The sequence below is a fragment of the Bartonella sp. AU18XJBT genome, from assembly GCF_028618595.1.
Classification (GTDB): domain Bacteria; phylum Pseudomonadota; class Alphaproteobacteria; order Rhizobiales; family Rhizobiaceae; genus Bartonella.
Window position 1 is genome coordinate 1 of the sequence record NZ_JAQITE010000058.1, and the last position, 5840, is coordinate 5840.

Genomic DNA, 5840 nt, shown 5'->3' on the forward strand with positions numbered 1-5840 from the left:
GCTTAATTTGTTCAACTGCCTTGTCTGTTTTTGCTGTTGTCTTGACTCCAATAAAAGGTTTTACAGCATTAGCGCGCTTGAGACGTGCGTAGACTTGATTGGAAACTTCAACAAATGGATTATTGGGTGTTGATGGTTCAAAGCGAACAGTGCTTTTATTGTCTCCAACAACACACATTGGCTTCGTGATGATTGCTTTCATCTTCGCTCCTTTTGAGTCATAATTAATGACATCATTAGTCAAATATTGATTTTTGTTATTTGAAAAATAGATTAGTCAGAATTAGCAAGAAAACAGGGCTTTCTAGCCACATTAAAGGCTTGATATTTTACTGAAATTTTAGGGGATATTTTTGAATTTTAGACGCAATACGACTACTGCCATGTTGTCACTAAATACGATTTTTCATGCATTGTCAATAGAAAAAATCTATATTTTGTATTTTTTTTATTTTTTGATCAAAACTTAGTATTTTAAAAGCTGCTTTTTAATTTTCTATAAATAACAACATATTTGTTGCATTTAAACATTTTAGATGTTATATTATATTTATGAACAGTCAAGAATTAAAAAGATATCTTACAAAACATGGTTGCAGTTTTATCTCAGGGAAAGGCGGCCATTTGCTTGTAAAGCGTGGTTCTAAAAAAACGGTTTTGCCAATGCATGGTGCGCGGAAAGAATTAGGAACAGGATTAGTTCAAAAGATTCTTAAAGATCTTGACCTAAAGTAAGTCTGAATATGGAGATATAAATGAAATATGCACTTAAATTTATCAGAGATGACAATGATACTCTTCTTGTCATTTGCAAAGATTTTCAGGAATTTATTACCTATGGTAACGACGAAAAAGAAGCTTTAGAAAATGCTAAAAACGCGCTTTTAACAGTCATTATGGGTCGTTTTCAAGATCGTGAAGTCGTTTCTTTTGGAGTTCGTGATACTGCTTATCCTTTTGTTGAAGTATCTTCATTGGTCACTTTAAAGATCGCAATACATAACGCTATGGTTGAAAAAGACTTACGCAAAGCTGATCTTGTACGTCTTTTAAAACTTCACCCAATACAAATTGACCGATTGTTGGATTTAAACCACGCAACAAAATTAGATGCTTTAGAATCCACTCTCATTGCTCTTGGAAAAGAGATCACTATCAATGTTCAAAATGCTGCTTAAAATTTAGCGGTTTTTTGTAAAATGTTTATGAAGTGCATTCAGAGCAACATACAGCGAACCGACAAGATGTGGCAGTGATTGATCTTCACTAACAAGATACTGTAGTGCGGCATAAAGGTTATGCTGTCTATAAAGGCATTGCGCTTCTTTTAGCACCTCTTTCATTGCTTCATAGTAATGAGTAGTTTTTTCAATCCATTGTTTTTTTGCCTCTTCATTAAAAGATGGAGTAAAGTCATCATAAATTGCATTTGGTAAGGCTTTTGCACAGAGGTAATTGTTTTTCACTTCAAGATATTTTTGTGCAGCATCATATTGGTCTTGATTGATTTCGCCTTGCAAATAAAGCCGTCCGATATAGGTGCCGGAAAGCGGATTTTTAGCCTCTTCTATGGTCAAACAGAAGCGTTTGGCACGCATTTCAATTGCCAATTTATCCATGGGTTCATGCGGTGTTTTTGCTCGTGAGATGCGTCCATTTGGTTCTCTGATACATCCTTTAATCCGTGGACGTCCGCGTTTTGCACGTTTTTTTCTCTTTGTCATATTTTTTCAATCAGAATGGTCAGAATGGTATGCTGTTATTAGGAGATGCACTATGATCAGCAGCCCCTGAAGCAACAGCATAACTTTGAGAAGTAATGGGTGAAGGGGTAGGGGATGCCGATTGATCTTTTTTGGCATCAAGCAAATACAACTCGCCTTTGAATTGTGGTAAAACAATCTCTGTTGTATAATGTTCACCACCATTTTTATCTTGCCATTTGCGTGTCTGTAATTTTCCTTCTATGTAAACCTTTGAACCTTTGTTGAGATATTGAAGAGCAATTTTTGCCAAATGTGGATTAAAAATCACCACGGAATGCCATTCAGTTTTTTCTACTTTTTGATTAGTTTTTTTATCTGTATAGCTCTCAGAAGTTGCCATACGAAAATTGACTATTTCTGCTCCAGAAGTCATTGTTTTGCTTTCGGGATTAGCACCAAGGCGCCCGATTAACGTCACTTTGTTTAGCATATTTATAGCCCCATTAGATTTGCAATTTACACATGAAAAATCTTAGCATGATTTGCTTATTTTTTCAATTATTTCAAAATGATATTGTTGTTTTTTAACATATAAAATTATGTTTTTTATCTTTTGATAAACATAAAGCCACACCACGCAAATGACATGGCTTTCTATTTTAAAGCAGGAGCCCCCGCGCCGTTATTTACGCTGTTTTTTCACTAATGGCATCATTACTACAAACATCATCACGAAATGTTTTCTTTTCCTTAAGAGCGGCGTTCCCATAAATCTTGACATCTTTGTAAACAACCGCTTTTCCATAAACTCTTGCATTATCAAAAATATGAGCACCCTCATATATATAAGCAGACCCTGATACTTTTGCATCACCATAAACCTTGGCATTGTCATTAACCACGCACTTGCTATGAACGACTCCCTTACCACGAACCCACATACTACCATTAACACTCGCATTATCAGAAACCTGTGCATTGCCATAAACATGGGTATCATGACCATAAACTTTAGCTTTACCACTCACTATAGCATTACCATAAACTTTTGCATTACCAGCAACGGCGGCTTCATTACGTACCTTTGCATTTTTACTAACAATAGCATCATATGCAACTATAGCATCATCATAGACCCAGCAATTGCCATCATGGGATAAATTGCTTTCCTTTTCAATAAACCCGCCAAGATCCCCCGCCTTGACATCATCGAAATCTCTTAATGCACGATGCACGAATGCGATAAAAGTGTTTAGGTTGACGTGTATCAGCATCGCAAACTTCTTTGATTTCGTCAGTAATTTCATATTTTTTAGATATAGTTGTATTGGTCATAGGTAGTTCCCTAATCTAATATTCAATAAAATTTTAATGAGATGTTTAAAGAGGGGCACCCGATTAACGTCACTTTGTTTAGCATAATTTGCTTATTTATTCAATTGTTTCAGTTTATTAATAACAGTTTTTAAAGTTTTACATTATATTTATTATGCAAAAAAACATAAATAGTTCAGTGTTCATTTAAAACCCTTGATATACATACATAAATGTATTAACATAAGATATGAAAATAAGATTTGAATGGGATGAAACTAAAGCAAAAAGTAATCTTAGAAAGCACCGTGTCAGTTTTGAAATAGCGGCACGTGTTTTTGCAGATCCGTTCGCCATGGTTAAACAAGACCGTATTGAAAACGGAGAATATCGTTGGCAAACTTTAGGGCTTGTGGATGGTTTTTTACTGCTGCTCGTGGCGCATACTGTCCATGATGATAAAGATGGTATAGAAGTAATCCGTATTATTTCAGCGCGGCGAGCCAATTCGAAAGAAAGGAAACATTATGAAGAAGAAAGTTCGTTATGAAATTGATGTAGGTAACTTATCACCTTTGACAGATAAACAGAGAGTTGAAGTTGATAAACTGGCTGCAATGCCGGACAGTGCAATTGATCATAGTGATATTCCAACACTAGATGATGCGTTCTGGAAAAACGCTGTTCGCAATCCATTCTATAAACCAACCAAAACTGTCACAACAGTACGTGTGGATTCAGACGTTCTAGCGTGGCTTAAAAGTCAAGGGAAAGGATATCAAACGCGGATTAACGCCATTTTACGTGACGCTATGCTTCGTTCAATGCGATAAACTCATTTTTCTCCTCGCCATAAAAGACGAGAAGAAAGGGGAGTCACGTTTTTAAATCTAAGCAACTTTTACAACAGATTTTTCTAAGACCTGTTTTGCTTCTTCAATGTGTGTTTTATACTGTTTGCTTTCTTCTACCAACGTAAAGGCTTTTACAAGATGCATGTGGAGAGGTCCATAAATGTAAACAGCCTTTTTAGTTGGAGACATTTTATCCCAATCTTTTGGGAAATCAAAGCGTGTATCATGGTCATAATCAACAAATTGGCTTTTTAGTTTCTTTTCACATTCAATAAAATAACGGCGTGCTTGACGTCCTTTCTCATTGCGTTCAACCATGGAAAGCTCTTTCGCCATGTCTAGGGTGAGATGATATTCTATTGCTGTAACAGCTCTAGATTTTGCGCTTCCCAATTTTGGGAACCGCAAATCTTGTGTTTTTATGAAATCTTTACCTTCTTCAAATGTATATTGATTAATACGATCTGTAATCCAAGTAGCGAAACGTTTTCCTATTTCCATGAATGCGTGTAACTCACGCGCTTTGACCGTTTGCACAATTTCTTGTTCAATAATTTTTTCTGATATTTTAATGAGTGTGTTCATAATATTGGTTCCTTTGTTTTAAAAGTTTAAGTATCCAGGGCTAAAACAACCGAACCAATTCAGTCCTTCACATCTTTAGGTTACCCTTGGACATACACGTGAAGACCCTGGAATAATAAAATGAAGAGCAACAGATCTTTCGGGATACTGTTGAACCGATTGGTTACAGGTGTTTTAAGCCTGCTTTGTAACCTAATGGCTTTTAAAAATTTGTCAAGTTGTTCCTGATATGAGTTAGCATCTAATCATTGTTTTTTTAGAAGCTTCCGATAATTTTTTGATGTTTTTGTTGATTTTATCGAACGTTGAGAAGAGACAACGCCATTTAATCTGAACAGTTTTATAAAATCGGAAATTTTACTTTTGGTTTTTAACTGAACACTGTAGTGTGTAAATAGATATATTTATTAAACTGCGTGTACGTAACATAAGGAACAATACACAGACTAAAAAAGAATACCAAAGAGCAATATCTGAGTACCAAAGTACGGTATCCAATGAAAAAGAAAGCTTATGCTCTACGTAGTTAGAAATAACAGATAAAGAAACCGTTTCTTTATAACTACTTGGGAAAATTAAAACGACAAGCGCTAAACTTATTAGCTTTAAAAGTCTGTGCATATACTGTTGTAAATCACGTGTTAGTTTCACCCAACCTGTTGTATTTCCGCATTTGTATTTTGGGTTGCTTTGCAATTCAGAAGGAATATGAGAATTGCATAAAATTACAAAAATATTTGTTATTATTATCAAACCAAAAGATGCAAATATCAAAATACTTTGAATAAAGTAGGGATTTTTTTTAATTCCTAAAAAACATAAAAATATAAAAGTTATAATGCCAAACAAGGCTCTTAGCTGTTTATCTGTAAACATATTTATTTCCTGCGGTTTTTGATAATTTTTTGATCTCTTTATTGATCTCGTCTATAAGAGGTTCGTAATTGAGAATGCTTTTCGGAATAGCACCACCGTAAACCCAAGCTTTCACTTGCGCTTTGGTACTAAAATCCGCATTTTCTGGTGTATCGTAATACTGACCACCATCAAACTTTTCACACTCTCTTGTACCGTCTTCATATTCGTAGAGGTTGTAAAAATACTCCTCTGCTCCGTCCCCCCAAGGAACATAACCAACAGCTGTTGCAACCCACTTTTTTCGCATGGGTTGTTTACGGATTGTTAAGAATAAATGTTTAAAAATGAACATGCTTTAATCCTAATTTTACCAATTGGTCTATTTGTCTTAAATTTGATCATACAGAGCGTTTTATATTGTAGATGTTGATTTATCATAAAATCTTTAAATCGCTTTGTAAGGTACCTTTTTGTCGATTTAAACGCATGTCTAATCGTAAAATGATCAGCACTTTTCACTATT

10 protein-coding genes and 1 pseudogene are annotated in these 5840 nt (G+C 34.9%); 4 read left to right on the plus strand and 7 right to left on the minus strand.

Going from position 1 to position 5840, the window contains the following annotated elements:
• A pseudogene (locus PVV60_RS09230) lies at positions 1-202 on the minus strand (hypothetical protein); the annotation flags it as partial.
• Between the two features lie 350 nt (positions 203-552).
• On the opposite strand from PVV60_RS09230, the gene PVV60_RS09235 reads away from it, so the two are divergent.
• Both PVV60_RS09235 and PVV60_RS09240 read left to right on the plus strand, forming a co-directional pair.
• Positions 553-735, plus strand: coding sequence for a type II toxin-antitoxin system HicA family toxin (locus PVV60_RS09235; RefSeq protein WP_015856254.1), 183 nt, complete (start codon positions 553-555; stop codon positions 733-735).
• A gap of 20 nt (positions 736-755) precedes the next feature.
• Positions 756-1178: a type II toxin-antitoxin system HicB family antitoxin gene (locus tag PVV60_RS09240; RefSeq protein ID WP_015856255.1), complete on the plus strand. Its 423-nt coding sequence runs from the start codon at positions 756-758 to the stop codon at positions 1176-1178.
• 3 nt (positions 1179-1181) lie between these two features.
• Here PVV60_RS09240 and PVV60_RS09245 read toward each other — a convergent pair whose 3' ends face one another.
• From PVV60_RS09245 to PVV60_RS09255, 3 genes are all read right to left on the minus strand, one after another.
• On the minus strand, positions 1182-1724 hold the full coding sequence (locus PVV60_RS09245) for a hypothetical protein (RefSeq protein ID WP_273724493.1): 543 nt from the start codon (positions 1722-1724) through the stop codon (positions 1182-1184).
• Positions 1725-1743: 19 nt separating this feature from the next.
• A complete protein-coding gene (gene ssb / locus PVV60_RS09250; protein ID WP_273724495.1) occupies positions 1744-2196 on the minus strand; it encodes a single-stranded DNA-binding protein in 453 nt (150 codons plus the stop codon).
• A 196-nt stretch (positions 2197-2392) separates the two neighbouring features.
• Positions 2393-2980, minus strand: a complete 588-nt coding sequence (locus PVV60_RS09255) for a hypothetical protein (protein ID WP_273724497.1) — start codon at positions 2978-2980, stop codon at positions 2393-2395.
• A gap of 290 nt (positions 2981-3270) precedes the next feature.
• On the opposite strand from PVV60_RS09255, the gene PVV60_RS09260 reads away from it, so the two are divergent.
• Positions 3271-3570 carry a BrnT family toxin gene (locus PVV60_RS09260; protein ID WP_273724499.1) on the plus strand — a complete coding sequence of 100 codons (300 nt, stop codon included), beginning with the start codon at positions 3271-3273 and terminating at the stop codon, positions 3568-3570.
• Complete coding sequence (locus PVV60_RS09265) at positions 3548-3853, plus strand: BrnA antitoxin family protein (RefSeq protein WP_007553744.1); 306 nt, start codon at positions 3548-3550, stop codon at positions 3851-3853. Before PVV60_RS09260 ends, PVV60_RS09265 begins: the two co-directional genes overlap by 23 nt.
• Before the next feature lie 57 nt (positions 3854-3910).
• Here the strand turns inward: PVV60_RS09265 and PVV60_RS09270 are convergent, their stop codons facing one another.
• The 3 genes from PVV60_RS09270 to PVV60_RS09280 all read right to left on the minus strand — a co-directional run bounded on the left by PVV60_RS09270 (position 3911) and on the right by PVV60_RS09280 (position 5669).
• Positions 3911-4459, minus strand: a complete 549-nt coding sequence (locus PVV60_RS09270; protein ID WP_273724503.1) for an antA/AntB antirepressor family protein — start codon at positions 4457-4459, stop codon at positions 3911-3913.
• Positions 4460-4816: 357 nt separating this feature from the next.
• On the minus strand, positions 4817-5335 hold the full coding sequence (locus PVV60_RS09275; protein ID WP_273724505.1) for a hypothetical protein: 519 nt from the start codon (positions 5333-5335) through the stop codon (positions 4817-4819).
• On the minus strand, positions 5322-5669 hold the full coding sequence (locus PVV60_RS09280; protein WP_273724506.1) for a hypothetical protein: 348 nt from the start codon (positions 5667-5669) through the stop codon (positions 5322-5324). Before PVV60_RS09280 ends, PVV60_RS09275 begins: the two co-directional genes overlap by 14 nt.
• Positions 5670-5840 lie beyond the last annotated feature (171 nt).

Coding starts and splice junctions, on each gene's coding strand:
- PVV60_RS09270 (WP_273724503.1), bottom strand. CDS start 4,459: ATGAACACACTCATTAAAATATCAGAAAAAATTATTGAACAAGAAATT.
- PVV60_RS09235 (WP_015856254.1), top strand. CDS start 553: ATGAACAGTCAAGAATTAAAAAGATATCTTACAAAACATGGTTGCAGT.
- PVV60_RS09265 (WP_007553744.1), top strand. CDS start 3,548: ATGAAGAAGAAAGTTCGTTATGAAATTGATGTAGGTAACTTATCACCT.
- PVV60_RS09245 (WP_273724493.1), bottom strand. CDS start 1,724: ATGACAAAGAGAAAAAAACGTGCAAAACGCGGACGTCCACGGATTAAA.
- PVV60_RS09260 (WP_273724499.1), top strand. CDS start 3,271: ATGAAAATAAGATTTGAATGGGATGAAACTAAAGCAAAAAGTAATCTT.
- PVV60_RS09280 (WP_273724506.1), bottom strand. CDS start 5,669: ATGTTCATTTTTAAACATTTATTCTTAACAATCCGTAAACAACCCATG.
- PVV60_RS09275 (WP_273724505.1), bottom strand. CDS start 5,335: ATGTTTACAGATAAACAGCTAAGAGCCTTGTTTGGCATTATAACTTTT.
- PVV60_RS09255 (WP_273724497.1), bottom strand. CDS start 2,980: ATGCTGATACACGTCAACCTAAACACTTTTATCGCATTCGTGCATCGT.
- PVV60_RS09240 (WP_015856255.1), top strand. CDS start 756: ATGAAATATGCACTTAAATTTATCAGAGATGACAATGATACTCTTCTT.
- ssb (WP_273724495.1), bottom strand. CDS start 2,196: ATGCTAAACAAAGTGACGTTAATCGGGCGCCTTGGTGCTAATCCCGAA.